Genomic DNA, 23,318 nt, shown 5'->3' with positions numbered 1-23,318 from the left:
TTTAGACTCCAGCCTCGATGCTTGTTGGAATCAAGCCACGTTCACAGTCACGACATTGTTTGGTGAATTTTAATAGCCATTGCGTGGGGTTACTGCCTACGCTATGTGCTGCACTAGGTTCAAAGTACACCTGGCGTGACAGGCCGAAGAACTGTGCAATCTCAGCGCGTATAGGCGAGAAGTTAGGGTGGCTCTCCAGAAATTCATCTACATTGCCGTTAAACACGCTACCCTGTGCCGTCTGGTTAAAGGCATGATGCACTGCCGCAACTGCTTGTTTTAGCCCTTCATCGTTGTGTGGCAGTTTTTTAATTGCACGGTAAGCTTTGGCAAAGTTACCGCCCATGCGCGGCAGCCATGCGTGCTTGCCAAATATGTAAAGTAGGGCGAGCAGGCTGAATGCCAGCACACCAATCGCGAGTTTTAGTCTGGTTTTTTCTTGATCATTTTTTAGCAGTAAAGGCTCAAGAAACGTGCTCATATTGTTTTCTACTTTAACCTGGCCAAAAATAGCGATAGGAGATACCGCAATGTCCAGGCTAGGCACACGATATTTGACCAACTGTTTGCTATTCTTAGTGTTCACTAATTGCAAATATTCCGGGCCCAATGCTGCATTTTTGGCTACTACGCTGTTGGTAAATACTTGATAAACAAGCTTAAGTTGATGCGTGGCGTAATCTTTATGCTCTACTTTACTGTGCTGAATCTCTTTTAGCTCGATCCCAATCACTTTACCTCTGTAGCGCTTCTCGTAGCCTACAATCGGCAGTGAGGTTTCTAACAGTTTGTACGGTGCTTTGATGGTGAGGGTGACTTCTCTTTCAACCACATCGCCAACGGTATATCCAACCCGCTTAAATGGGTCTATGGTGCTGATGCTTACTACACCCTCATCCACATCAGGCAAGTTTTGACTATCAAGTGCCAGTGCCTGCAGCGAGGCAATGCTCAGAATGGCGGCGAGTAGTAGGTCTCTAAAATGTTTTGTCATGATTATTTTTTTAAGTGGTTTTAAGCGGCTACAAATTGGTGAAAGTATTCTGTGAGTGAGTCTGCATCGAACTCACCCTCTACATAAAACGGCGGCATGTCGAAGCGCATAAATAACTCATAAATTTCATTGCGTCTGCTTTCAAACGACTGCACGATTTTTTCACGTAACTCTTTACGCAGAAACAAGGTGCGTTTTTCTCCAGTTTCCGCATCGTCAACATTAACCAAGCCAAATTCTGGTAGGTTTTTATACTCGGCTGAATCCCATAGCACCATGGGGACGATATGGTGGCGTAGCAGGTTGGATAATGCGCCTTCCAGCAAGCTATTCGGCATGTGGAAGTCTGAAATCAAAAACACCAAAGAGCGCTCACGTGGCAAATAGCGGTAAACCTCTGTAATGCCGTTGCAGTTGACCTGCGCTGGATGAAAATCCTTTAAGGACTCTGCCATAGAGATTGCGTGGTGAGACTTGAATGAAGTGGTGCTAATCCAGTCTTCACGCACTTTCTCATCAAAGCCGATAAAGCCAAACGGGTCATGATGCTCGCTGGCGGATTGCGCAATCGACTCTGCAATCTCGGCGGCTAATTTAATTTTTCTTTTTTTCGCGCCAAAGTTCATGCTGCCGGATAAATCACAGATGACATAAACCGGGGTGGCGCTCTTTTGGTTAAACAAGCGAACGTACACTTGCTCTAACGGATCGCGTATGGTTTGGCGAATATCAATACGACGCGGGTCTGGATAAGACAGCAGGGTAGTATGCCCACGAAACTCCATGCCCATGCCGCGCTGCGTACTTGGGTGTCGGCCTGGATGACGCCCGCGCGACCTCCAGCTAATGTGATAGTCAAAAGATTTAATATTTTCAATCATAAAAATTCAACACAGAAACTCAATAGGTTAGGTTGCTTTTAACATCAGTGAGTTGATACTCGGTTGCAAAATCCAGCAGGTATGGTGCAAGGCTATTACCTGCTAGAGTGGCCGTTACTTAAATTTGGCTTCATTTAAGGCGCCGCGACTGCGTTTACAATTCCGGATAGCATTTCACGCGCAATTTCCGTACGACGCATTTCATACACTGGGCTAAATACCAAGCGATGCGCAATCGTAGAGTGAAATACCGCATGAATATCATCCGGCAATACTGCACTACGATTGTTCAGCCATGCGTTTACACGAGCTGCGCGCAGCATCATGCTCATGCCGCGTGGGCTAGCGCCTGAAAGCACAAGGCGATTCATATCGACGCCAGAAACTTTCACACCGTAATCCAGCGGTGCTTTGGTTGCTTTCCATAGGTTTAGGGCATACCTTTTCAGGGTGTCGCTGGCTTCAATGCTATTTTGTATCACACTGGAGAATGCATTCAGTTCGTCAAATTGCAGTACATCAGGTTTTACCGTGTCCACTAATGCATCTACGTTATGGAATTTAGTATCAAACACCAACGCTTCCATGATGGCATCATCATTTGGCACCACAATTGGGATTTCCATCATAAAGCGGTCACGTGCTGCGGAAGGGATCTCGAAGGTCTCTTCTTTTTCTACTTGGTTGCGGTCAGCAAACACAATCATGTGCGGGAAGTAGTGTTCGGTATTGAAAGCAGACAAACTGCGCTCAGCCATCACGCGCAGTAACAAGGAGTGCACCTGCGGACGTGCGCGGTTAATCTCGTTAAAGAAGAATACAGAAAGGTTCTCGCCAGACATCAGTAATGGGCCAGGGCTTACATGCGGTTTACCGTCTTCACCTAGGTAGGTGTGGTATACCAAGTCGTTAGGCATTAAGTCAATGGTGCCTTCAATCCGTTGGTAGCCGCCGCCAATTCCGCGAGTAAATGCACGCAGTAGCGTGGTTTTACCTACGCCTACATCACCTTCAAGTAATACATGACCACGGGCGAAAATTGAAGTGGTAATTAGTCTAATTGGCGTTTGTTGGCCAACCACAACTTTATTGACTTCAGACTCTAAAGTAAGCGCATGGTTGCGCCAATCAGCTAGTTGAACATCACTCATCGAGAATTCCTGTATTTTTTGAAATGGTTGTAATAGAACTTAAAACACATGGTAAACGTTTTTTTTGTAGGGGTAAACAGATCTGTATACCCCTTTATTAAAATATATCCTAAATATGAAATGAAAACGTTAAAAAGTGAATAAAAATAACAATAAAAAGTGAATATCTCTTTCGTAAAAATGGTTTTCCAGCGAAAATAGCGAAAGTTGAATCAAGTGCCTTGATTATTCATCGCTTGATTGGGTTCAAATAGACGTTTAAAAACTCATTTACAAAGTCAAAATTATGCAAAGACAAAATAGTTTCACAAAAGAAGAATTACTCAAATGTGGTCGCGGTGAAATGTTTGGTGAGGGTAATGCACAATTGCCATTGCCGCCAATGTTGATGTTTGATCGTATTGTTTCTATTACTGAAGAGGGTGGTAAGTATGGTAATGGTCAAATCATTGCTGAACTGGATATCACGCCTAATTTATGGTTTTTTGATTGTCACTTTACCGGTGACCCAGTCATGCCAGGTTGCTTAGGCTTGGATGCAATGTGGCAACTTGTTGGTTTTTATTTAGGTTGGATGGGTGGCCCGGGTCGCGGTCGTGCATTAGGCGCAGGTGAAGTTAAGTTTACTGGACAAGTGTTGCCAACTGCAAAAAAAGCAACCTACACCATTGATTTAAAACGCGTCATTATGCGTAAATTAGTGATGGGTATTGCCGATGCCACCATGCAAATTGATGGCCGTGAAATTTATGTAGCAACAGATTTGCGCGTAGGTTTATTTACACGTACGGACAATTTCTAGTTTTCAGATAATTTTTAGTTTTTAAGTAGAATAAAAAAGTTTTTAAGGAGCACGAAATGCGTCGTGTCGTTATTACTGGGTTTGGAATTGTTTCGAGCTTAGGCAACAATAAATCAGAAGTGTTGGCGAGCTTAAAGTCTGGCCAATCGGGGATTACTTATCAACCAGAATACGCTGCTATGGGCTTGCGCTCACACGTAGCTGGATCTATCAAGAATCTCAAAGTAGAAGAGCTAATTGATCGTAAATTGATGCGATTTATGGCTAAAGGCCATGCCTATGCATGGTTGGCGATGCAAGAGGCAATTGCTGATTCAAAGCTACCTGAAGAAATGGTTTCTAATGTGCGCACCGGTTTGATTGTAGGTGCAGGTGGTGCATCGCATGAAAGTATTTTGGAAGGGGTTGATACACTCCGTGAAAAAGGCGTGCGCCGTGTCGGGCCATATATGGTGACAAAGGCGATGGCGAGCGGCGTGTCTGCATGCTTAGCTACCGGTGCAAAAATCAAAGGTATTAATTACGGTATTAGCTCAGCTTGCTCTACTAGCGCACACTGTATTGGCGCAGGGGTTGAGCAAATTCAATTAGGTAAGCAGGATATTATTTTTGCAGGTGGCGCAGAAGAAGAGCACTGGACGTTGTCGTTTATGTTTGATGCCATGGGCGCATTAAGCAGCAAGTACAATGAAACGCCTGATAAAGCGTCACGTACTTATGATGCTGACCGTGATGGTTTTGTGATTTCTGGCGGCGGTGGTATCGTGGTGCTGGAAGAGTATGAGCATGCTAAAGCACGCGGTGCAAAAATCTATGCAGAAGTAGTAGGCTACGGCGCAACTTCTGACGGTTACGATATGGTAGCGCCATCAGGCGAAGGTGCGGTGCGTTGTATGAAACTGGCTTTAGAAGGCGTAGATGCGAAAATTGATTACATCAATACGCACGGCACGAGTACACCGGTGGGTGATGTGAAAGAGTTGGAAGCGATTCGCGAAGTGTTTGGTGAAAACGGTTTAAATCAACAACCTGCGATTGCTTCTACTAAGTCGTTATCTGGTCACGCCTTAGGCGCTGCTGGTGTGAATGAAGCAATTTACACCTTGTTGATGATGGAAAATAACTTTATCGCAGCTTCTGCCAATATTGAAACGCTAGACCCTGCGGCAGAAGGTTTGAATATCGTACGTACTGCGATAGAAAACGTGAAAATTGAAACGGCGCTATCAAATAGTTTTGGTTTTGGCGGAACTAACGCTACATTGACGCTATCAACAAAAAATCTGTAATGCTTTAATTGGTAATGCATTAAATTTATAGTGCATTGCTGTTTGTTATTTAGGTGAGGAAGTATGAGTATCAAAGCGAAATTCTTGGGTCTCATATTTCCCATCCTTTTCTTGTTTGGCTGTGCAGGTTTCTCCAATCACACCGTTTATATCTCCCAGCAACAAATCCAATCTAAGCTAAATGAAAAGCTGGTGATCCCTATTTCTTTGCTTAAGGTGTTTGATCTTAGTTTAAGCAATGCCAATGTAAGGTTTGATGATGCAACCGGTCGTATGTATACAAAATTTGATACGCAGTTGTTGAATCAAATTAGTGGCAAAAAGATGGCTGGTAAACTTGCTATCTCTGGCAACTTACAACTGGATTCCATTACCAACTCTGTAGTCCTGAATGATGTGGCCGTTGATGACTTCTTGATTGATGGTGTCGAGTCTAAATACAGTGACGCAATGGGTGGTATCGCAAAAATGTTAGGTAGCCAGCTATTGAATGGTCTTAATCTTTATACGGTTAAGCCTGATGCACTCAAGGTTGGCTCTACACAATATTACCCAAAAGATTTGAAAGTAACGGGTCGCGGTTTGGAAGTCACCTTAAGTCCCTATCAGTAGCTAGTGTTACGGACTAATCGCTGATCATAGTATCTATAGTTTTGACTGACTTAGATTTTAACTAACGCTATGTTTTGACCTAGTTTGGCGTTCTAATCTAACTCCATAGTAACTATGCTCCATAGAAACTTGTTTGGGTGCAACTTTTGATTCATTTACAGGCTGCACCCAAGCCAATTTTCTGCTTACTCTGCGGTTGGGCTTCTGTATCTTGATAGCCAGTGTGCGTAAGGTGGCGGTAGCACCCAAGCCGGTTGTTCTATACCTAACTCTTTAGCTGCTTGATATGACCAGTTGGGGTTCTCTAAATGCGCGCGTCCTATCATTACTAAATCCAGTTGTTCATTGCGTACTGCTTGGTCAGCAAGCTTGGGTGCGCCAAAACCCCATGCAGATGAAACCGGTAGTTGCGTTTCATTGCGTACACGCTCGGCAATCGGCGCCAAAAATGCAGGTCCCCACGGGATATTTGTTTCTGGAATAGTAAAGCCGACACTAACACTCAGCATGTCTAGCCCAATCTGCTTCCACTCATTAATCAATTGAATGGATTCGTTCAGTGTTTCTTCGTCTTTGTTATCGTACTCTAAGACGCCAAAGCGTGCGGTTAATGGCAGATGGTCTGGCCAAATTTTTCGTACGGACGCAATCATCTCTTTGCTGAATCTGGCTCTGTTCTCGTAGCTGCCGCCATACTCATCGGTTCTCTTGTTGGAGTGTGGAGAGAAAAAGCTTTGACCCATGTAACCATGTGCTAGATGTAGTTCTAGCCATTCAAAGCCTGCATCAAGCGCACGTTGTGCCGCTAATGCAAAATCATTCTGCACGCGTTTGATATCGTCTATCGTCATTTCGCTTGGAACTCGTGCGAGGTCGCCACCAAATGCAATCGCTGATGGTGCGATGGTTGGCCACGCATCTGGATGGTCTGCGGGAATATGGTCATCACCTTCCCATGGCACATTCGCGCTGGCTTTGCGGCCGGCATGCGCAATCTGAATACCAGGAACCGCACCAGCGGCTTTAATTGCAGCTGCAATTTCGCGTAACTGTTCAGCTTGCTCATCGTTCCAGATTCCTAGGCAGTGTGGGGTGATGCGTCCTTCAGGTGCTACCGCAGTCGCCTCTACTATCACCAAGCCACTGCCGCCACGCGCTAAGCTTGTGTAATGTACTTTGTGCCAGTCGTTAGCTAAACCATCATCGGCCATGTATTGGCACATAGGTGGAATAGCGATCCGGTTTTTTAATGTGACGTCTTTCAGTTGATAGGGTGTAAATAAGTCGTTCATGATAATCCTTTGCGTTGGCATGTAATATTTAATTCTATAGTTCGAATATAATAGAACTATAGAATATTGTAAAGAGTTGTGTTAAATTAAATGCATGCGGCAAATCAAGCATCCAACAATAGAGCAAGTGGAGTTAACGGACATCATGTATGCGTTGGCTGACCCAACGCGTCTGGAAATTGTGCTAATGCTTGCACAGGCAGGTAAAAAGTTAACGTGCGGCGAAATTAATCTGAATCGTCCTAAATCCAGTATGTCGCATCATTTCAAAATTCTGCGCAGTGCAGGTCTAGTAGAGACCCTGATTGAGGGAACTGAGCACATGAACTCATTAAGGCTGGAAGAGGTAGAGGGGAAGTACCCCGGGGTGTTAAGTGCGGTGTTGAGGTCTGTGATTAAAAGTTAGCGGTTACGGGCTTGGTTAGCTAGCGTTTAGCCGCATGCTTGCCAAGTTGTAGTGCAGTTACAGTATCAGTGCTGCGGCCACCAAGCGACCTTCGCTCATTAATATATTGTAGGTGCGGCATGCGGCAGCGGTGGTCATACATTCAAGAGCAATGCCATGTTCGGTCAGTAATTGATAGTTTTTGGGATGTACAAATACATGCGTGGCACCTGTGCCTAGTAATACAACCTCTGGTTTTAATTTGATTATTTCCTGAAAATGTTCATTCTGCAAAGTGCTGACATTCTGCACCTGCCAATCCGTCACAATCGACTGTGGCATCACAATCAAGTTTTGCGCATAACGTTGTTTGTTTACCTCTATATAGCTTTCGCCATAAGCTGTAATCAGGTTGTTATTTTCAGCGGTAGTTAAATGTAACTTCATTGTGGATTTTTGCCTTTAATCTCTGAGGCTTAATTGAACGTAAGCCTCATTCTAATGTAAACTAATGCCTTTCACTAATAAGCTTTTTTAAGCACGAATTCACGCATTATGCAGCCTTTACATAAATCTAATAAACTTAACAATGTCTGTTACGACATTCGCGGCCCCGTGCTCCAGCGTGCGCGCGAGATGGAAGAAGACGGCCATCATATCATCAAGCTTAATATTGGTAATCCTGCCTCGTTCGGGTTTGAAGTGCCTGAAGAGATTCAACAGGATGTGATTCGTAACATGGCCAAAGCTGGTGGCTATACCGATAGTAAAGGCCTGTTTGAGCCACGCAAATCCATCATGCATTACACGCAAAGTAAACATATCAAAGGCGTGACTGTTGATGATATCTTTATTGGTAACGGTGTGTCTGAGCTGATTGTGATGTCGATGCAGGGCTTGTTAAATAATGGTGACCAGATTTTGGTACCAATGCCAGACTATCCATTATGGACGGCTGCGGTTACCTTGGCAGGCGGTACGGCACGTCACTATCTGTGTGATGAAGAATCTGGCTGGATGCCTAATCTCAAGGATATCGAGTCAAAAATCACGGCTAATACGCGCGGCATTGTGGTGATTAACCCTAACAATCCTACCGGTGCGCTATACCCGCGTGAGATTTTAGAGGGTATTGTGGAAATTGCCCGCCACCATGGCTTAGTCATTTTTGCAGATGAAATCTACGATAAAGTTTTATACGATGGTAATGAGCATACCTCGATTGCGTCACTTGCTGATGATGTGCTGTTTGTGACATTCAACGGCCTATCAAAAAATTACCGTACTTGCGGCTATCGCGCAGGCTGGATGATTTTAAGCGGTGAGAAAAAACATGCGCAAGATTACATAGAAGGCCTGAATATGCTGGCTTCAATGCGTTTGTGTGCCAACGTGCCTGGTCAGTTAGCGATACAAACTGCTTTAGGTGGTTACCAAAGTATTGATGATTTAGTCGCGCCAGAAGGTCGCTTGTGCAAACAGCGTGATGTTGCTTATGAGTTGCTTACCGCAATTCCCGGCGTGACTTGTACCAAGCCACAAGCAGCGATGTATTTGTTTCCAAAGTTAGATCCAAAAGTGTATCCGATTGAGGATGACCAAAAATTCATTCTGGACTTGTTGTTAGAAGAAAAAGTGCTTTTAGTGCAAGGTACTGGTTTTAATTGGAAGACGCCAGATCACTTCCGCGTGGTGTTCTTACCGAATGTGGATGATTTGACCGAGGCGATTAAACGTATTGCCAGGTTCTTAGAGAATTACAGAAAAAAGCATGAATCAAAATTAGATGGAGCAAAAGCTTGAAACAGTTAAATGTTGGAATATTGGGCTTAGGCACAGTAGGCGGTGGTACGTATACAGTATTAAAACGCAATGCATCTGAAATTACACGCCGCACCGGTGTGGCAATCAATGTGGTGCAGGTGGCAGATAGAAACTTGGCTAATGCCAAAGCATTGGCTGCTGACGTTGAAGTAACAGATGATGCATTTGCTGTGGTGAATAATCCAGCAGTAGATGTGGTGGTCGAATTGATTGGCGGCTACACCTTGAGCCGCGAGCTAGTGTTAAAGGCGATTGCGAATAAAAAACATGTGGTCACAGCCAACAAGGCACTGATTGCTTTGCACGGTAATGAGATTTTTGCTGCTGCGAAAGCAAACCATGTGATTGTGGCGTTTGAAGCCGCAGTGGCTGGTGGTATCCCTATCATTAAAGCGTTACGCGAAGGATTGGGTGCCAATCGAGTAGAGTGGGTGGCTGGTATTATCAATGGCACTACTAACTTCATTCTGACCGAAATGCGTGAAAAAGGCTTGAACTTTGCTGATGTGTTGGGCGAAGCGCAACGCTTAGGCTATGCCGAAGCAGACCCTACCTTTGACGTTGAAGGCATTGATGCGGCACATAAACTCACCATTATGTCTGCGATTGCTTTTGGTATGCCGATGAAGTTTGAGCAGGCGTACACAGAGGGCATTACTAAATTAGAGCAAGTAGATATCAAGTACGCTGAAGAGCTAGGCTATCGCGTGAAGTTGCTTGGTATTACCAAGCGTAGCGACAGCGGTGTTGAACTGCGCGTGCACCCGACTTTAATTCCAGAGAAACGCTTAGTGGCGAATGTAAATGGTGCCATGAACGCTGTGGTAGTGAAGGGTGATGCAGTAGGCCCAACACTTTATTACGGTGCTGGTGCCGGTGCAGAGCCTACAGCCAGTGCGGTAGTAGCTGATTTGATGGATGTGGCACGTTTGATTGATGCAACCAGCGCACAGCGTGTGCCTTATCTAGCGTTCCAGCCAGAACAAGTGCAAGACTTGGCAATTTTACCGATTGAAGAAGTGCAAAGTGCTTACTACCTGCGTTTACGTGCGAGTGATAAACCAGGTGTGCTTGCCGATGTGACTAAGATTTTAGGTGACCGTAGCATCTCTATTGATGCCATGCTGCAAAAAGAGCCGGATGAAAACGAAACAGAAGCAGATATCGTGATCTTGACGCATATCACTGTTGAGAAAAACATGAATGCCGCGATTGCCGCAATCGAAGCGTTAGAAGCGATTACTGGTAAAGTTGTGCGCATCCGTATGGAAGAGCTTGCCAAATAATGATTAATCGTCACCTCAATCTATACTGGGGTGACGGAAGTACGAGAGATTAAATGAAATACATATCAACACGCGGGCAATCGCCTGCTTTAAGTTTTAGCCAAATTTTATTGGGCGGCCTAGCACCGGACGGCGGTTTGTATCTGCCAGAAACCTACCCGCAATTCAATGATGCTGATTTAACAGCATTACGTGGTTTGTCATACGCAGATTTAGCATTTGCCATCTTATCGCGCTTTGTTGACGATATTCCTGCTGCAGATTTAAAAGCGATTATTGATAAAACTTACCGTGCTGATGTGTATGCGTTTAGCCGTGCTGGCCAAGATGCTGCAGATATTACGCCAACCTTAAAGCTGAAAGATAATCTATATCTGCTCAGCCTTTCTAACGGCCCTACATTGGCGTTTAAAGACATGGCCATGCAGTTGCTGGGTAACTTGTTTGAATATGTGCTCACCAAAGAAGGTAAAACCACCAATATCTTAGGTGCAACTTCTGGTGATACCGGTTCTGCTGCTGAATATGCAATGCGCGGTAAAAAAGGCATTCGTGTGTTTATGCTATCACCGCATAAAAAAATGAGCCGTTTCCAAACTGCGCAGATGTTCAGTCTGCAAGATGACAACATCTACAATATCGCAGTCAACGGCGTGTTTGATGATTGCCAGGATATGGTAAAAGCCGTATCGAATGACGCAGCATTTAAATCGGAATATAAAATAGGCGCAGTGAACTCTATCAACTGGGGTCGTATCGTTGCGCAAGTGGTTTATTACTTCAAAGGTTATTTAGCTGTGACGCAGAATAACAGCCAAAAGGTTAGCTTTTCTGTGCCGTCTGGTAACTTTGGTAACGTATGCGCTGGTCACATTGCGCGCATGATGGGTTTGCCGATTGATAAACTAGTGGTGGCAACCAATGAAAACGACGTGTTAGACGAATTCTTCAAAACCGGTGTATATAGCCCACGCGGTTCAGCTAACACCTACCATACTTCTAGCCCTTCTATGGACATTAGCAAGGCCTCTAACTTTGAGCGTTTTGTGTTTGATTTAGTGGGACGTGATAGCGATAAAACCCGCGCACTATGGGCGAAAGTTGACGGCGGTAACAGCTTTGATTTAAACGCTGATGGCTATTTTGCAAAAATTGCAGATTATGGATTTGTATCAGGCAGCAGCAATCATGCACATCGTATGCAAACCATACGCGATACTAAAGCCAAATACGAGGTAGTGATAGATACACACACTGCTGACGGCTTGAAAGTTGCATACGAGCATTTGGATGCAAACGTACCGATGGTGGTGCTAGAAACTGCATTGCCAGCCAAGTTTGAAGATTCTATCGTAGAAGCGCTAGGTCAGGCACCAGAGCGTCCAGCTGCGTTGAACGGGATTGAATCGTTACCGCAGAAATTTACTGTGATGGATGCGAGTGCGGCAGATATCAAAACATTTATTGTTAAAAACGTTTAATTCTATCATTCTGGTTTAAGCCAGAATGATAAGTATCATGGTAACGGAGCCTAGGGTGACGGAGAATAGATGAAACAATACATCGACTTAGTGCAACATGTGTTTGAGCATGGCAATAAAAAAGAAGACCGCACCGGTACCGGTACAGTTTCTGTATTTGGCTACCAAATGCGCTTCAATCTGGCAGAAGGTTTTCCTCTTCTTACCACTAAAAAAGTACACTTAAAGTCGATTATTCACGAATTGCTCTGGTTTCTACAGGGCAGCACCAATATTGCATACCTAAAAGAAAACGGCGTACGCATCTGGGACGAGTGGGCTGATGAAAATGGTAACCTAGGCCCGGTATATGGCTACCAATGGCGCAACTGGCCTAAGCCAGATGGTTCGCATATCGACCAGATTGCACAAGTGGTCAATAGTATTAAAAATAACCCGGATTCACGTCGCTTAATCGTTTCAGCTTGGAACGTAGCGGACGTGGATCAAATGAAACTTCCGCCTTGCCATGCATTCTTTCAGTTTTATGTAGCTAATGGTAAGTTGAGCTGCCAATTATATCAACGTAGTGCCGATATCTTCTTGGGGGTGCCTTTTAACATCGCTTCATATGCTTTGCTCACGATGATGGTAGCGCAGGTTTGTGGCCTGAAATTAGGCGATTTTGTGCATACGCTGGGCGATGCGCATATTTACTCGAACCATTTTGAGCAAATGCATGAGCAGTTGCAACGTGACCCACGACCATTGCCAACTATGCGTATCAACCCAGAAGTAAAAGATATTTTCAGCTTTAAGTTTGAAGATTTCACCTTAGAAGGGTATGATCCGCACCCCCCAATTAAAGGCCAAGTCGCTGTTTAACTGGCGGCATATCAGTAATGACTCAACTTTCAATTATCGTAGCGGTTGCGCATGACCGTGTAATCGGTGTCAACAACACCTTGCCTTGGCATCTGCCAGAGGATTTAAAGCGCTTTAGAGCGCTTACCATGGGGCATCATATTATTATGGGTCGTAAGACCTATGATTCTCTTGGGCGCTTATTGCCTGGGCGTACTACCGTCATCGTGACACGCAATGAAAATTACCAAGTAGAAGGTGCGCTGGTAGCTAACTCGTTGGATGATGCTATTGCCTTATGTAAGGGCGATGATGAAGTGTTTCTAATCGGTGGTGCCGAGTTGTATCAAGCAGGCCTCAAACTTGCACAAAAGCTATACATTACTGAAATTGAATTAGATGTAGTGGGGGATGCGTTTTTCCCCGCGTTAGTATCTGACGAATGGCTGGAAACTGAACGCGAAACACATACTTCTGAAAAAGGCTTGAACTTCAACTATGCTACTTACGTGCGTAAGTAGCATAGTTTGCTTTTCCTTAATTTACCTGCATTGTCCATACTTCAGTTTAATCTACCTCTAATATTGGTTGCAGTAGACCCTTATAAAGCGGACTGAACTCACGTATCATGCTTGCTTGGTTAAATAGTGTTTAGGTAAGGGGTTGGTGAGGCTTTAGCTAGATGTAACTAAAGCCTCACTTTATCTATAGAGCGGTGCTAGTTATTGCGCTACACAATCCACGTAGTAGGTTGCTTTACCATCCACCACTTGTTTTACCAGACCGTGCACGTCAGTCTCAAAGCCTGGGAAGCGTTCGTTAAACTCACGGGCAAACTTCAGGTAGTTCACAATAATCTTGTTGAAGCGTTCACCAGGAATCAGCAATGGAATGCCTGGTGGGTAAGGCGTTAACAATACTGCCGTAATGCGGTCTTCAAGCTCATCAATCGCTACACGGTCAATCTTGCGATGTGCCATCTTAGCAAAAGCGTCGGTTGGTTTCATTGCCGGCACCATGTCTGACAGGTACATTTCTGTCGTCAAACGTGCCACGTCGTTAGCTTTGTAGACACCATGAATTTGTGCACATAAATCACGCAGGCCTAAGCGCTCGTAACGTGGGTTTTTTTGTACGAACTCTGGCAAGACTTTCCATAATGGCTGGTTCTTGTCGTAATCATCTTTAAATTGCTGTAGCGCGGCTACCATGGTGTTCCAGCGGCCTTTGGTGATGCCGATGGTGAACATGATGAAGAATGAATACAAGCCGGTTTTTTCAACAATCACACCGTGCTCTGCCAAGTATTTGGTCACAATGGCGGCTGGAATGCCAAACTCATCAGAGAAGTCACCGTGAATATCCAAGCCTGGCGTGATGATAGTGGCTTTGATCGGATCTAGCATGTTAAAGCCTTCTGCTAGGTTACCAAAGCCGTGCCAGCCTTCGTTGGCTTTCAGCATCCACGCGTCGCGCTCTTCAATGCCTTCTTCTGAAAGGTCGTTTGGACCCCATACTTTAAACCACCAGTCGGTACCCCATTCTTCATCCACTTTGCGCATTGCGCGGCGGAAGTCTAAGGCTTCCATAATAGACTCTTCAACCAATGCGGTGCCGCCTGGTGCTTCCATCATGGCTGCAGCTACGTCTATACTCGCGACGATAGAGTATTGCGGGCTAGTAGAGGTGTGCATGAGGTACGCTTCGTTAAACACGTCACGATCCAGCTGGTTGTTTTCTGCATCCTGCACCAGAATTTGCGAGGCTTGTGACAAGCCTGCTAGCAATTTGTGGGTGGATTGCGTTGAAAACACCATAGACTCTTTACAGCGTGGGCGATCTGCGCCAATCGCGTGGTAATCACCATAGAAGTCGTGGAAAGTAGCGTGTGGTAACCAAGCCTCATCAAAGTGCAGGGTGTCGATCTTGCCATCCAGCATTTCTTTGATTTCTTCTACGTTGTACAACACACCGTCATAGGTAGATTGCGTGATAGTAAGTACACGCGGTTTTACGTTCTTATCGATTGCAAATGGGTTGCGCTCGATTTTCTTCTGGATGTTTTCCCAAGAAAATTCGCTTTTCGGAATCGGGCCGATAATACCGAAGTGGTTACGTGTCGGCATCAGGAACACAGGGATTGCGCCAGTCATGATGATGGAGTGCAATACCGACTTATGGCAGTTACGGTCAACCACTACCACGTCACCTGGCGCTACGGTTGAGTTCCACACCATTTTGTTGGAGGTAGACGTACCGTTAGTCACAAAGTATAGATGGTCACAGTTGTAGATACGTGCGGCATTGCGCTCAGAAGCGGCGACCGGGCCGGTGTGGTCTAACAGTTGGCCTAACTCATCTACGGCGTTACATACGTCGGCACGTAGCATATTCTCGCCAAAAAACTGGTGGAACATTTGGCCAACAGGTGATTTTAAGAATGCCACGCCGCCTGAGTGACCAGGGCAGTGCCATGAGTAAGAGCCATCCGCCGCATAGTGCGTAAGTGCTTTAAAAAACGGTGGTGGCAGGCTATCTAAATAAGCTTTGGCTTCGCGAATGATTAAGCGTGCTACGAACTCTGGCGTATCTTCATTCATATGAATAAAGCCATGCAGTTCACGTAATACATCATTCGGGATATGGCGCGAGGTACGTGTTTCACCGTGCAGGAAAATTGGGATTTCTTCGTTGCGGTAACGAATCTCTGCTACAAACTTACGTAGTTGCTCAATCGCCTCTGGTTTTTCCTCGATAAACTCTTCATCATCAATCGATAAAATGAACGCTGAGGCGCGGCTTTGCTGCTGTGCAAACGAGGTTAGGTCACCGTAGCTGGTCACACCCAACACTTCGGTGCCTTCTTCTTCAATGGCTTTGGCCAGTACGCGAATACCTAAACCGGATGAGTTCTCTGAGCGGAAGTCTTCGTCAATAATAATGACAGGGAAACGAAATTTCATTCAAATGCCTTTAAATTATATGGTGAGCGCGGCTTAAATAAGCGCCGCTTACTCTTAATCTATTAATACGCTTAGCTCAGCTGTTAGGCTGCTTCTCGCCGTAATGTGGAACTCAGTGCCTAAGAGCACCTCAATGTTAGATTTTTGGTAGCGTCACGCCAACTTGACCTTGGTACTTACCGCCACGGTCTTTATAGCTGGTTTCGCAAACATCATCTGCATCAGCTTCAAAGAACAACACTTGCGCGCAACCTTCATTTGCATAAATCTTAGCTGGCAGTGGAGTAGTGTTGCTGAACTCTAATGTGACATAGCCTTCCCACTCTGGTTCAAACGGTGTTACGTTCACAATGATGCCGCAACGCGCGTAGGTGGATTTGCCCAAGCACACGGTAAGTACGTTGCGTGGAATGCGGAAGTATTCCACTGTGCGCGCTAAAGCAAATGAGTTTGGCGGAATAATGCAGTAGTCTGCATTTACTTCAACAAAAGAATTTGGATCAAAGTTTTTTGGATCCACAATGGTACTGTTGAGGTTGGTAAATAACTTAAATTCTCTTGAGCAGCGGATATCGTAGCCATAGCTAGAGGTACCGTAAGACACCATGCGTTCGCCTGCCGCATTCATTTTGACTTGATTAGGCTCAAATGGCTCTATCATGCCGTGTTGTTCTGCCATGCGGCGAATCCATTTGTCTGATTTAATGCTCATAATTGTTTAAATTGATAGAGGTTTAAAGTGAATCGAATTATAAGGCCTAACCGCTGAATTACAAGGAGAAATTATAGGTTTTACAATGAAAAAAACCTCACACTTATTGAATAAGTTGTGAGGTTTGTAAAAACGCTTTATTAAGCGAAATAGCAGCTTAGTGTTTGTCGCCACCTAATTCAATGCTGTAGCGCCAGAATTGATCTTCAGATTCAAAAATCACGCTAGATTCTTGTGGGTCACGGCTACCAGCTGGGTATTGATGTACTGGTGACTTGTCAGCCATCCAAGCTTTTACCACAGGGTCAACCAAGCGCCATTGTGCTTCAACTTCACTGATGTGCAAGTAAAGTGATGGGTCGCCTTCCATCAAGTTCAGCATTAAAGATTCGTAAGAATCGATAGTTTCATCACCTTGTTGGCGTTGTGGTGCATCAATGCTCAGCGTGCGTGTTGCAACGTCCAAACCTGGAATCTTAGATTCGATTTCCATTTTGATGCATTCACGTGGCTGAATATTCAGTGTTAGCCAGTTTTGGTGTTGGCCTTCTACCAATTGCATAGGTGCTTTTTTGAATCGGATAGAAATCGCGGTGTTGCCTTCGTGCATGCGTTTAGCGGTGCGCACGTAGAACGGCACGCCTTTCCAGCGCGGGTTATCAATAAACAGTTTCAGCGCAGCGTAAGTTTCTGTCACGCTTTCAGTTACGCCATCGCGTGCTAGCTCTTCCAAGTAACCTGTTACGTTTTCGCCATGGCCATCACCGGCTTGTACGCGGCCGGCTTTGTATTGCGCACGGAATGCGTGTTTGCTAAGTTCGTTCACTGGAATCGGGCGGATAGCTTCTAACAGCTTGATTTTCTCAGCGCGAATGCTCTCCGGGCTCAAGTCTTGCGGCTTTTCCATGGCAACTAGTGCTAATGTTTGTAGCAAGTGGCTTTGTACCATGTCGCGTAGGGCGCCAGTAGCATCGTAGAATGTCGTGCGGTCGCCAACGCCTAGGGTTTCGTTGTTGGTGATTTGCACGTGGTCAATGTGCTCATTGTTCCATAATGGCTCAAACATCGCGTTTGCAAAGCGTGTCAGCATCACGTTTTGTAATGCAGATTTACCTAAGTAGTGGTCAATACGGTAGATTTGGCTCTCTTTGAGGTGTTTGGTCAGCTCGGCCTGCAATGCTTGTGCGCTTGGTAAGTCGGTACCAAATGGTTTCTCAATCAGCACACGGCGCCAGTATTGGCTTTCATCCACAAGGCCAACTTTTGATAGCTCTTCCACAATCGGTGCGAAATCGGTTGGGCGTACTGATAGGAAGTAAGCCAGGTTTTGTGGGTAGATGGCTGTATCTGCCAGTCTTTCCTGCAGCTTTTTGTAAGCGTTAGGGTCATTAGGTGGGTTTGCATGGTAGTGGTTACGTGCGATAAAACGCTCGAACACTTTTTGGTCGTAACCGTTTTTGAATTTGGCATCCAACATACCTTTAACATCGGCTTGCCAGTCTTCGCGCGACACTTCACCGCGGCCCACAGAAAGAATTACCATGTGTTCCGGTAAGCGGCCAGCTGCATCTAGGCGAAACAAACCAGGCATTAGTTTGATGCGAGATAAGTTACCGCTCGCGCCAAACAGCACCAAGGTACAAGGATCTATTTTTTTTGCCATTATTTCAAACTTTCTTAAATAGGTTTTTGTAAATACTGAGGGGCTATTTCATATTCGCCAGATTTTCATATTCACTGGATTGCTTCATAATTTCGCAACTTTATGAAGCACTCAGGTTAAAATAGCGCCTTTAAACGAATTAATGTAATTATACCGAAAAAGGCAGCACTGTTTTATGCAAACCACACAAACACTTGAAGTTAAATCACTTACTTTAGCGAATAATCAGCATACACGCTGGTACCGTTTTAATTCGCAGGATGAAATCAATCAAGCGACCTTGAAAAGTATCTTGCAAACGGCCGATGAGGCAATTAAAAAATACGGTAGTTTTTTAATTGTACTGGCTGGCGGTAGCACGCCAAAAAGCGTTTATCAGTTGTTGGCTAAAGAAAATGCAGATTGGGCCAATTGGCATGTGTACCACAACGATGACCGCTGCTTGCCTGCGGACCATGTAGATCGCAACAGCAAAATGGCACGCGACGCATGGTTAAACCATGTGGCGATTCCAGCCAATCAGATTCATGATATCCCGGCCGAGCTAGGCAATGTTGAAGGTGCAAAAGCCTATGCACAAACCCTAGCTGGTGTGCGTACGTTTGACTTGGTGATTTTAGGCTTGGGTGAAGATGGCCATACTGCTAGCTTGTTCCCAAATCAAGCCGTGGATAACAGCGCGGATGCCGTGCCTGTATTTAACTCACCTAAACCGCCAGCTGAGCGTGTGACCATTAGTCAAAGTCGTTTGGATAATACACATCATGTCATTTTTCTGGTGACCGGTGCTGGTAAGCAGGATGCGGTAAATAACTGGTTAAATGGTGTTGCGATTCCGGCAACTTTGGTTGCGCCAGCGTGTGGTGTGGATGTGTATAGCTTTGGTGTACAGTTTTAATTTAAAGTATTAAGACATTATAAATTTAAACCCCAATTACCTTGCTTAAGTAATTGGGGTTTAGTTTTTTCTACACCCTAGCTGCTCATTCACAGTTGGGGTGTCGCTAGGCGATTAGTCGCCTAGCATTTGTTACCTAAATATATTCTTAATATTTTATTAGGTATTTTGGATGACAATATTAGGGAATTTTCCGCTGTAGTCCAGGCTCGCATTAGCAATCTTAATCGCCGCTTTGCGTGCAATTTCCTTGTAGATATTTGCTACTTTTGAATCTGGGTTGGCCGTAACGGTGGGTTTGCCGCTGTCAGCTTGCAAACGAATATCAATATCCAGTGGCAATGAACCCAATAAGTCCACGTTGTAATCTTTTGCCATCAATTCCCCGCCACCAGCGCCAAAGATATGCTCTTCATGGCCGCAATTAGAGCAGATGTGTGTGCTCATGTTTTCAACAATACCTAAAATAGGAATGCTGACTTTCTCAAACATTTTGAGGCCTTTGCGTGCATCAAGTAACGCGATGTCTTGCGGTGTAGTCACGATAATTGCGCCGGTCACCGGTATTTTCTGCGCTAATGTCAGCTGAATGTCACCGGTACCAGGTGGTAAATCAATCACCAGGTAATCGAGATCGCGCCATTTGGTATCACGCAGTAGTTGCTCTAATGCGCCGGTCACCATTGGGCCGCGCCATACCATCGGGGTGTCGGTATCAATTAAGAAGCCGATAGACATAGCCTGTATGCCGTGTGCTTCCATCGGCTCCATGCTTTTACCATCTAGGCTTTCTGGTCGGCCGCTGATGCCAAGCATTTGCGGTTGGCTAGGGCCGTAGATATCAGCATCTAGCAAACCTACGCTAGCGCCTTCAACCGCCAGGGCTAATGCCAAGTTGACGGAAGTTGTAGATTTACCTACGCCGCCTTTGCCGGAGGCAACTGCGATAATATTTTTAACGTTAGGCAGTAAGGTCACGCCTTGCTGTGCTTTATGCGCCACGATTTTGCTGCTGACATGCACGGCAACCCTGCCTATGCCTTCAATCGCTAACAGCGCCTGCGCTACTAGATTCTGTATATCTGCTTCAACCGATTTGGCCGGGTAGCCCAGTACGATATCTACGCTGACGTCGTTGCCATCTACTTTGATATTTCTTGCGGATTTACTGCTCACAAAGTCTTTGCCCGTGTTCGGATCTATACATAGTTTTAAGGTGCTTTGAATGAGTAGTTCTGAAATTGCCATGTTGTTAATTCCTGACTTTAATATTGGGTGATGCAGTATGTTTATGCAATATGTTTATAAGGTGCAGTAAGTTTTATAACTTGCAGTAAGTTTTATAACTTGAGTAAATTCATCGGTTATTTTAACTTAATTTGCAGTGTTGCCTTGTAAGTTTTCAGCCGAACTTTTGCATAAACTCTATGCTGGTAGTGATTAATTGAATCTGTACTTTAAAAATAGTAAGCATAGGCGGAAAAACAGTAATCATTGCTGGGTGAACCATGCTGCATTTGTTAGAATACGGATTTAGCTCAATAGATTCATTTATCTCATGGCAACAGCAAACAATCCTCGCAAAATTCTAGTTACTTCAGCGCTGCCGTACGCAAACGGCAGTATTCATTTAGGCCACTTGGTGGAATATATCCAGACTGATATCTGGGTACGTTTTCATAAAATGCAAGGCCATCATGTGCATTATGTATGTGCTGATGACACACACGGTACGCCTATTATGTTGCGTGCAGAAAAACAGGGCATTACACCAGAAGCGTTAATTGCCAACGTACACAAAGAGCATGCTGCTGATTTTTCAGAGTTTTTGGTACAGTTTGATAACTACTATTCAACCAATGCACCTGAGAATAAAGAGCTTTCGCAAAGTATTTACAAAAAACTAAAAGCAGCAGGCAAAATCTCCACCAAGACTATCGAACAGTTTTATGACCCAGTCAAAAACATGTTCTTGCCAGACCGCTTTATTAAAGGTGAGTGCCCTAAGTGTCACGCTAAAGACCAATACGGTGATAGCTGTGAAGTGTGTGGCGCCACCTATAACCCGACAGAGCTGATTAATGCCTATTCAGCGGTTTCTGGTGCGACACCAGTGCGTAAGGAGACCGAGCACTATTTCTTTAAACTCTCCGAATGCGAGCAGTTTTTACGTGATTGGACACGCTCTGGTACGTTGCAAGGTGAAGCAGCCAATAAAATGGGTGAGTGGTTTGAAAATGGCCTGAATGATTGGGATATTTCCCGTGATGCACCTTATTTTGGTTTTGAAATCCCGGATGCACCAGGAAAGTATTTTTATGTGTGGCTAGATGCGCCAATCGGCTACATGGCTAGCTTCAAAAAGCTATGCGAAACCATAGGTCTGGATTTCGATGAGTATTGGCAAAAAGATAGTAAAACTGAGCTGTATCACTTTATTGGCAAGGATATTTTATATTTCCATGCTTTGTTCTGGCCGGCGACCTTAGAGTATTCTGAGCACCGTAAACCTACACAAATTTTTGCGCATGGCTTCTTAACCGTAAATGGCGAGAAAATGAGTAAGTCACGCGGCACGTTTATCACAGCGCGTAGCTATTTAGAGCATATTAAGACCCCAGAGTATTTACGCTATTACTACGCAGCTAAATTAAATAGCACAATGGAAGATATCGATCTGAATTTGGAAGATTTTGTCGCTCGTGTGAACAGTGATTTGGTGGGTAAATACATCAATATTGCGAGTAGAACCGCTGGCTTTATCAATAAGCGTTTTGAAGGGAAATTAAACCCATCGGCAAATAACCCAGTGATTGCTGAAATTAAAGCCTCTGCTGCAACACTTGCTGAGAGCTATAGTGAGCGTGAGTACAGCAAAGCTTTGCGTGAGATTATGCGCTTAGCTGATGTTGCCAATGGCTTCGTGGCTGAAAAAGCACCGTGGGTAATGGCTAAGCAAGAAGGGCAAGATGCCGCGTTGCAACAAGTGTGCTCTGATGCTTTAGAAATGTTCCGCTTGCTTACCTTGTACTTGAAACCAGTGTTGCCAAAACTGGCTGGTGAGATTGAGCAGTTCTTGAATATCGCGCCATTAACTTGGGATGCCGTCGCAAACTCCTTATTGCCGCAACATGCAATCAATGCCTATGAGCATTTAATTACACGCGTGGATGGCAAGCAGGTTGAAGCCATGACAGAGGCGAATAAAGAGAATCTACAAGTAACGCCAACACCGGCAGCACACTCTCAGCAACGCCATGCCGAACATCAGCAAGCAGCGAGTACTGATGCAGTAGAGGCCGAATACATTAGCATTGATGATTTTACTAAGGTGGATTTGCGCATTGCCAAAATCGTGAATGCAGAGCATGTGGAAGGTGCGGAGAAACTGCTAAAACTTAGCCTCGATATTGGTGAGGATAAGCCACGCCAAGTGTTCGCCGGTATTAAGTCTGCCTATGATCCTGCCAGTCTGGTGGGGCGCTTGACGGTAATGGTGGCCAACCTAGCACCGCGTAAAATGAAGTTTGGTATGAGTGAGGGGATGGTGCTGGCGGCTAGTGATGAGCGTGGCGGCCCGTATATTTTAAGCCCGGACAGCGGTGCACAAGCAGGTATGCGTGTTAAATAAAGATTTATTAAACTTATTTTCCTGTGGGTAATCTACAGGAAGGTTAGAATAAATTACTGGCGATATGAATAAAGTTTAAGCTTGTGTGGTGTAGCCACACAGGCCGATTTAAATTAATAAAGGGAATTTCTATGAAGTTAATTAATGCTATGTTACTGGCAGCTCTTATGATCTCAGGGCAAGCAATGGCTGCGGATAGCAATGCCAAAACAGCAATTGGCGGTGGTTTAGGTGCAGCCGCAGGCACTGCTATTGGCAGCGTGGTGGGTGGTAGCACCGGTGAGGTGATAGGCGGCGCGGTTGGTGGCGGCCTAGGTGGTGCTGTGACGACTAAAGGTAAAGGTCAGGCTGGTGCAGTGATTGGTGGCGCAGCAGGTGGTGCAGGCGGAGCTTATGTAGGCCGCCAAGTGAGTGGTAGCACGGCAGGTGCTGTGGTGGGTGCAGCAGCAGGTGGTGCTGGTGGTGCGGTAGTAGGTAAAGTGATTGATGAACCAGGACCTAGAACCGGTGGTGATTACAAGCGTAAGCACAAACATGGTAAAGGTCACTACAAACACAGACATCAAGGCCATGATGACTAATAGATTGAGTCGTTTAATCAGATTGAATCT

General features: G+C 45.1%; 21 protein-coding genes. 12 read left to right on the top strand and 9 right to left on the bottom strand.

The window, feature by feature from the left end; genetic code table 11:
- Position 1 precedes the first annotated feature (1 nt).
- The 3 genes from MMOL_RS07820 to MMOL_RS07810 form a co-directional block, all read right to left on the bottom strand.
- Complete coding sequence (locus MMOL_RS07820) at positions 2-994, bottom strand: hypothetical protein (RefSeq protein ID WP_015832482.1); 993 nt, start codon at positions 992-994, stop codon at positions 2-4.
- Positions 995-1,014: 20 nt separating this feature from the next.
- Entirely contained in the window at positions 1,015-1,875 is an 861-nt protein-coding gene (locus tag MMOL_RS07815; protein ID WP_015832481.1) for a DUF58 domain-containing protein, read from the bottom strand.
- Positions 1,876-2,009: 134 nt separating this feature from the next.
- Positions 2,010-3,026: an AAA family ATPase gene (locus MMOL_RS07810; RefSeq protein WP_015832480.1), complete on the bottom strand. Its 1,017-nt coding sequence runs from the start codon at positions 3,024-3,026 to the stop codon at positions 2,010-2,012.
- A 286-nt stretch (positions 3,027-3,312) separates the two neighbouring features.
- Between MMOL_RS07810 and fabA the strand changes: the two genes are divergently transcribed.
- The 3 genes from fabA (at position 3,313) to MMOL_RS07795 (ending at position 5,729) form a co-directional block, all read left to right on the top strand.
- Entirely contained in the window at positions 3,313-3,828 is a 516-nt protein-coding gene (gene fabA / locus MMOL_RS07805) for a 3-hydroxyacyl-[acyl-carrier-protein] dehydratase FabA (RefSeq protein WP_015832479.1), read from the top strand.
- Between the two features lie 56 nt (positions 3,829-3,884).
- Complete coding sequence (gene fabB / locus MMOL_RS07800; RefSeq protein ID WP_015832478.1) at positions 3,885-5,117, top strand: beta-ketoacyl-ACP synthase I; 1,233 nt, start codon at positions 3,885-3,887, stop codon at positions 5,115-5,117.
- Between the two features lie 63 nt (positions 5,118-5,180).
- Positions 5,181-5,729 carry a DUF1439 domain-containing protein gene (locus tag MMOL_RS07795; protein ID WP_015832477.1) on the top strand — a complete coding sequence of 183 codons (549 nt, stop codon included), beginning with the start codon at positions 5,181-5,183 and terminating at the stop codon, positions 5,727-5,729.
- 185 nt (positions 5,730-5,914) lie between these two features.
- Here the strand turns inward: MMOL_RS07795 and MMOL_RS07790 are convergent, their stop codons facing one another.
- Positions 5,915-7,021 (bottom strand): NADH:flavin oxidoreductase/NADH oxidase, encoded by a 1,107-nt coding sequence (locus MMOL_RS07790; protein WP_015832476.1) that lies wholly within the window; start codon positions 7,019-7,021, stop codon positions 5,915-5,917.
- A 94-nt stretch (positions 7,022-7,115) separates the two neighbouring features.
- On the opposite strand from MMOL_RS07790, the gene MMOL_RS07785 reads away from it, so the two are divergent.
- Positions 7,116-7,427 (top strand): ArsR/SmtB family transcription factor, encoded by a 312-nt coding sequence (locus MMOL_RS07785; RefSeq protein ID WP_015832475.1) that lies wholly within the window; start codon positions 7,116-7,118, stop codon positions 7,425-7,427.
- Between the two features lie 57 nt (positions 7,428-7,484).
- Here the strand turns inward: MMOL_RS07785 and MMOL_RS07780 are convergent, their stop codons facing one another.
- Entirely contained in the window at positions 7,485-7,853 is a 369-nt protein-coding gene (locus MMOL_RS07780) for an Mth938-like domain-containing protein (RefSeq protein ID WP_015832474.1), read from the bottom strand.
- A gap of 108 nt (positions 7,854-7,961) precedes the next feature.
- Here MMOL_RS07780 and MMOL_RS07775 point away from each other — a divergent pair, with 108 nt between their 5' ends.
- The 5 genes from MMOL_RS07775 (at position 7,962) to MMOL_RS07755 (ending at position 13,361) form a co-directional block, all read left to right on the top strand.
- Positions 7,962-9,209 (top strand): pyridoxal phosphate-dependent aminotransferase, encoded by a 1,248-nt coding sequence (locus tag MMOL_RS07775; RefSeq protein WP_015832473.1) that lies wholly within the window; start codon positions 7,962-7,964, stop codon positions 9,207-9,209.
- Complete coding sequence (locus MMOL_RS07770; RefSeq protein WP_015832472.1) at positions 9,206-10,516, top strand: homoserine dehydrogenase; 1,311 nt, start codon at positions 9,206-9,208, stop codon at positions 10,514-10,516. Before MMOL_RS07775 ends, MMOL_RS07770 begins: the two co-directional genes overlap by 4 nt.
- Before the next feature lie 53 nt (positions 10,517-10,569).
- The gene (thrC, locus tag MMOL_RS07765; protein WP_015832471.1) at positions 10,570-11,997 is read left to right on the top strand and encodes a threonine synthase; all 1,428 of its coding nucleotides are present in this window, start codon (positions 10,570-10,572) and stop codon (positions 11,995-11,997) included.
- 69 nt (positions 11,998-12,066) lie between these two features.
- The gene (locus tag MMOL_RS07760; protein WP_015832470.1) at positions 12,067-12,861 is read left to right on the top strand and encodes a thymidylate synthase; all 795 of its coding nucleotides are present in this window, start codon (positions 12,067-12,069) and stop codon (positions 12,859-12,861) included.
- 17 nt (positions 12,862-12,878) lie between these two features.
- Entirely contained in the window at positions 12,879-13,361 is a 483-nt protein-coding gene (locus tag MMOL_RS07755; protein WP_015832469.1) for a dihydrofolate reductase, read from the top strand.
- A 201-nt stretch (positions 13,362-13,562) separates the two neighbouring features.
- On the opposite strand, the gene MMOL_RS07750 is transcribed toward MMOL_RS07755, so the two are convergent.
- The 3 genes from MMOL_RS07750 to zwf all read right to left on the bottom strand — a co-directional run bounded on the left by MMOL_RS07750 (position 13,563) and on the right by zwf (position 18,178).
- On the bottom strand, positions 13,563-15,803 hold the full coding sequence (locus MMOL_RS07750; protein WP_015832468.1) for an arginine/lysine/ornithine decarboxylase: 2,241 nt from the start codon (positions 15,801-15,803) through the stop codon (positions 13,563-13,565).
- 136 nt (positions 15,804-15,939) lie between these two features.
- Positions 15,940-16,515 carry a dCTP deaminase gene (dcd, locus tag MMOL_RS07745; protein WP_015832467.1) on the bottom strand — a complete coding sequence of 192 codons (576 nt, stop codon included), beginning with the start codon at positions 16,513-16,515 and terminating at the stop codon, positions 15,940-15,942.
- Between the two features lie 157 nt (positions 16,516-16,672).
- Positions 16,673-18,178, bottom strand: coding sequence for a glucose-6-phosphate dehydrogenase (gene zwf, locus MMOL_RS07740; RefSeq protein WP_015832466.1), 1,506 nt, complete (start codon positions 18,176-18,178; stop codon positions 16,673-16,675).
- A 175-nt stretch (positions 18,179-18,353) separates the two neighbouring features.
- On the opposite strand from zwf, the gene pgl reads away from it, so the two are divergent.
- A complete protein-coding gene (gene pgl, locus MMOL_RS07735; RefSeq protein ID WP_015832465.1) occupies positions 18,354-19,076 on the top strand; it encodes a 6-phosphogluconolactonase in 723 nt (240 codons plus the stop codon).
- A 159-nt stretch (positions 19,077-19,235) separates the two neighbouring features.
- Here pgl and apbC read toward each other — a convergent pair whose 3' ends face one another.
- On the bottom strand, positions 19,236-20,324 hold the full coding sequence (gene apbC / locus MMOL_RS07730; protein ID WP_015832464.1) for an iron-sulfur cluster carrier protein ApbC: 1,089 nt from the start codon (positions 20,322-20,324) through the stop codon (positions 19,236-19,238).
- 310 nt (positions 20,325-20,634) lie between these two features.
- Between apbC and metG the strand changes: the two genes are divergently transcribed.
- Entirely contained in the window at positions 20,635-22,707 is a 2,073-nt protein-coding gene (metG, locus tag MMOL_RS07725) for a methionine--tRNA ligase (protein ID WP_015832463.1), read from the top strand.
- A gap of 131 nt (positions 22,708-22,838) precedes the next feature.
- Positions 22,839-23,288 (top strand): glycine zipper domain-containing protein, encoded by a 450-nt coding sequence (locus tag MMOL_RS07720; protein WP_015832462.1) that lies wholly within the window; start codon positions 22,839-22,841, stop codon positions 23,286-23,288.
- The last annotated feature ends 30 nt before the right edge of the window (positions 23,289-23,318 follow it).

The organism is Methylotenera mobilis JLW8 (genome assembly GCF_000023705.1).
Lineage (GTDB): Bacteria > Pseudomonadota > Gammaproteobacteria > Burkholderiales > Methylophilaceae > Methylotenera > Methylotenera mobilis.
This window is presented reverse-complemented; position numbering and strand designations above follow the sequence as displayed.

What these genes read in the sequence shown, in the direction of transcription:
- MMOL_RS07820 (WP_015832482.1), bottom strand. Translation starts at nt 994, where the DNA reads ATGACAAAACATTTTAGAGACCTACTACTCGCCGCCATTCTGAGCATT.
- MMOL_RS07815 (WP_015832481.1), bottom strand. Translation starts at nt 1,875, where the DNA reads ATGATTGAAAATATTAAATCTTTTGACTATCACATTAGCTGGAGGTCG.
- MMOL_RS07810 (WP_015832480.1), bottom strand. Translation starts at nt 3,026, where the DNA reads ATGAGTGATGTTCAACTAGCTGATTGGCGCAACCATGCGCTTACTTTA.
- fabA (WP_015832479.1), top strand. Translation starts at nt 3,313, where the DNA reads ATGCAAAGACAAAATAGTTTCACAAAAGAAGAATTACTCAAATGTGGT.
- fabB (WP_015832478.1), top strand. Translation starts at nt 3,885, where the DNA reads ATGCGTCGTGTCGTTATTACTGGGTTTGGAATTGTTTCGAGCTTAGGC.
- MMOL_RS07795 (WP_015832477.1), top strand. Translation starts at nt 5,181, where the DNA reads ATGAGTATCAAAGCGAAATTCTTGGGTCTCATATTTCCCATCCTTTTC.
- MMOL_RS07790 (WP_015832476.1), bottom strand. Translation starts at nt 7,021, where the DNA reads ATGAACGACTTATTTACACCCTATCAACTGAAAGACGTCACATTAAAA.
- MMOL_RS07785 (WP_015832475.1), top strand. Translation starts at nt 7,116, where the DNA reads ATGCGGCAAATCAAGCATCCAACAATAGAGCAAGTGGAGTTAACGGAC.
- MMOL_RS07780 (WP_015832474.1), bottom strand. Translation starts at nt 7,853, where the DNA reads ATGAAGTTACATTTAACTACCGCTGAAAATAACAACCTGATTACAGCT.
- MMOL_RS07775 (WP_015832473.1), top strand. Translation starts at nt 7,962, where the DNA reads ATGCAGCCTTTACATAAATCTAATAAACTTAACAATGTCTGTTACGAC.
- thrC (WP_015832471.1), top strand. Translation starts at nt 10,570, where the DNA reads ATGAAATACATATCAACACGCGGGCAATCGCCTGCTTTAAGTTTTAGC.
- MMOL_RS07760 (WP_015832470.1), top strand. Translation starts at nt 12,067, where the DNA reads ATGAAACAATACATCGACTTAGTGCAACATGTGTTTGAGCATGGCAAT.
- MMOL_RS07755 (WP_015832469.1), top strand. Translation starts at nt 12,879, where the DNA reads ATGACTCAACTTTCAATTATCGTAGCGGTTGCGCATGACCGTGTAATC.
- MMOL_RS07750 (WP_015832468.1), bottom strand. Translation starts at nt 15,803, where the DNA reads ATGAAATTTCGTTTCCCTGTCATTATTATTGACGAAGACTTCCGCTCA.
- dcd (WP_015832467.1), bottom strand. Translation starts at nt 16,515, where the DNA reads ATGAGCATTAAATCAGACAAATGGATTCGCCGCATGGCAGAACAACAC.
- zwf (WP_015832466.1), bottom strand. Translation starts at nt 18,178, where the DNA reads ATGGCAAAAAAAATAGATCCTTGTACCTTGGTGCTGTTTGGCGCGAGC.
- pgl (WP_015832465.1), top strand. Translation starts at nt 18,354, where the DNA reads ATGCAAACCACACAAACACTTGAAGTTAAATCACTTACTTTAGCGAAT.
- apbC (WP_015832464.1), bottom strand. Translation starts at nt 20,324, where the DNA reads ATGGCAATTTCAGAACTACTCATTCAAAGCACCTTAAAACTATGTATA.
- metG (WP_015832463.1), top strand. Translation starts at nt 20,635, where the DNA reads ATGGCAACAGCAAACAATCCTCGCAAAATTCTAGTTACTTCAGCGCTG.
- MMOL_RS07720 (WP_015832462.1), top strand. Translation starts at nt 22,839, where the DNA reads ATGAAGTTAATTAATGCTATGTTACTGGCAGCTCTTATGATCTCAGGG.